Annotated in this window: 3 protein-coding genes; 1 reads left to right on the plus strand and 2 read right to left on the minus strand. The window is 63.4% G+C overall.

From position 1 onward, the window contains the following. Window positions 1–188 (plus strand): hypothetical protein (locus tag AC58EF_RS28425; protein WP_497279706.1); only part of this gene is annotated, 188 nt, incomplete at its 5' end. On the opposite strand, the gene AC58EF_RS28430 is transcribed toward AC58EF_RS28425, so the two are convergent. Further along, window positions 160–1,455 carry a sensor histidine kinase gene (locus AC58EF_RS28430; protein WP_497279708.1) on the minus strand — a complete coding sequence of 432 codons (1,296 nt, stop codon included), beginning with the start codon at window positions 1,453–1,455 and terminating at the stop codon, window positions 160–162. The two genes, AC58EF_RS28425 and AC58EF_RS28430, sit on opposite strands and share 29 nt — an antisense overlap. 36 nt (window positions 1,456–1,491) lie before the next feature. After that, window positions 1,492–1,746: winged helix-turn-helix domain-containing protein (locus AC58EF_RS28435; protein WP_497279710.1), on the minus strand; the 255-nt coding region annotated here is incomplete at its 5' end.

Genomic DNA, 1,746 nt, shown 5'->3' on the forward strand with positions numbered 1-1,746 from the left:
ACAAATCCGTCGCCCGCGACGATTTTGACCAACGGCGGGTTCGACCGAGTGCTGCCGTTCGCGAGCATCCCGAAAAAGATGGTGAAGCGGGAAAATTCAGGCGTCCCCAAAAATCGTTGCGAACGGCGTTTTGGGAAAGCCAGCACGATAACTGCGCCTTCAAACTCTGCTCGGCAGTCGCAAGGTGACACCGAAACCATTCTGCGATCGCGTGAGGGTGGCGTTGCCGCCATGCCCGATAGCGACGGCACGAACCAGCGCGAGGCCCAAGCCATGTCCATCGGTAGTGCGGGACGCCTCCGCACGGGCGAACCGCTGGAACAGTCGTTCGGCATCGGCGGGAGAGACACCCGGACCGTCATCCTCCAGCGTGATCTCAATCGCATCCTGCGTCATCCTGGCGGACAGCGTCGCAGCGGTGCCGGCCGGAGTGTGCCGCAACGTGTTCTCCAACAGATTCGATAGCGCCTGAGCAAGCAAACGGCGGTCACCTGCGATATGCAGACCGGGCACAATATCGATCGTCAACTTGTGCCCGCGAGCCTCGAAGTCGGGACGATAGGTTTCAGCCATATCCTCCAGTAGATCAGATAAATCGATCGAAGCCGTCGCGCGGCGCTCGGCCAGCCCTTCGATCTCGGCAATGCGCAGCAAGGCAGCAAATATATCCAGCAAATCGTCGGCTTGCCGGCGCGCGGCGTAAACGGCCTCATGCTCGCCTGTCATGGCGCGATCGAGCTGATGACACAGGCGGGTAAGCGGCGTGCGCAGGTCGTGGGCCACGTCAGTTGACACCTGCCGCAGATTGTCCATCAGCGCGGCCATCCGGTCGAGCATTCGGTTGAGCGTCGCGGCAACCTGATCGAACTCACTGTTCGATCCGTCCCGCGGCACACGCTGCGTCAGGTCGCCCGCAATGATCGCCTTCGCTGTGGTATCAATGCGCGACAGGCGATGCCGCGTCAGCCACCCAATCAGCACGGCCGCGCCGATCCCAAGCGCCAGCATTGCCGTGAGGGCGGCTGCGAAAAGCCATTCCAGTGTCCGGTCGATCTCGTTCAGATCGCGGCGATCGGCGATGACCACGAGCATTCCGCCAGCGAGCGGCGTGGTGATTGATTGCCCGACGCCGGTATAGTTCCCGCGGCGGAAGCAAAAGAACTCCTCATAGCCCTCTCGCAAGGGCGTGAGTGGCGCGACGGTCGCGGCGATCGGCCGCCCGGCACCGTCAACCAACAAATAGTCGAGGCTCGAAGTCGTGCGGGTCCGGCCGCGCAGACGGATAGCGGCGGCGACCCCGGCGAGGCCGGCTTCCCTGGCTTCGTCGAGCATGGCGTGGGTCTCTACAGCGACGCGGTGATCAAGCTGCTTTTCCAGCGCTTCGTGGGTGACGACATAGGCGACCCCGCCGATGGCGAGCGTCGCGGCGACGAAAGCCAGCGCGACCAGCGCCACCACGCCGAAGGTCGATCGCCACAGGCGCAGCAGCATCTATTCGGCCCGGATCATGTAGCCGGCGCCGCGCACCGTCTCGATCGCATCCTCGTCGAAGCCGGCATTGAGCTTGGAGCGCAGCCGGCTCAGATGGGTCTCGACGATGTTGGTCTTGGGGTCAAAATCGAAATCCCAGACCCGTTCAAGAAGCATGGTGCGCGTCATCACCCGGCGCGGGTTGCGCATCAGCTCGGCGAGCAACGCGAACTCGCGTGGCTGTAAATGGACGCGCTGGCCGCCGCGATTCACCGT

It is taken from the genome of Sphingobium sp. WR1, from assembly GCF_059693745.1.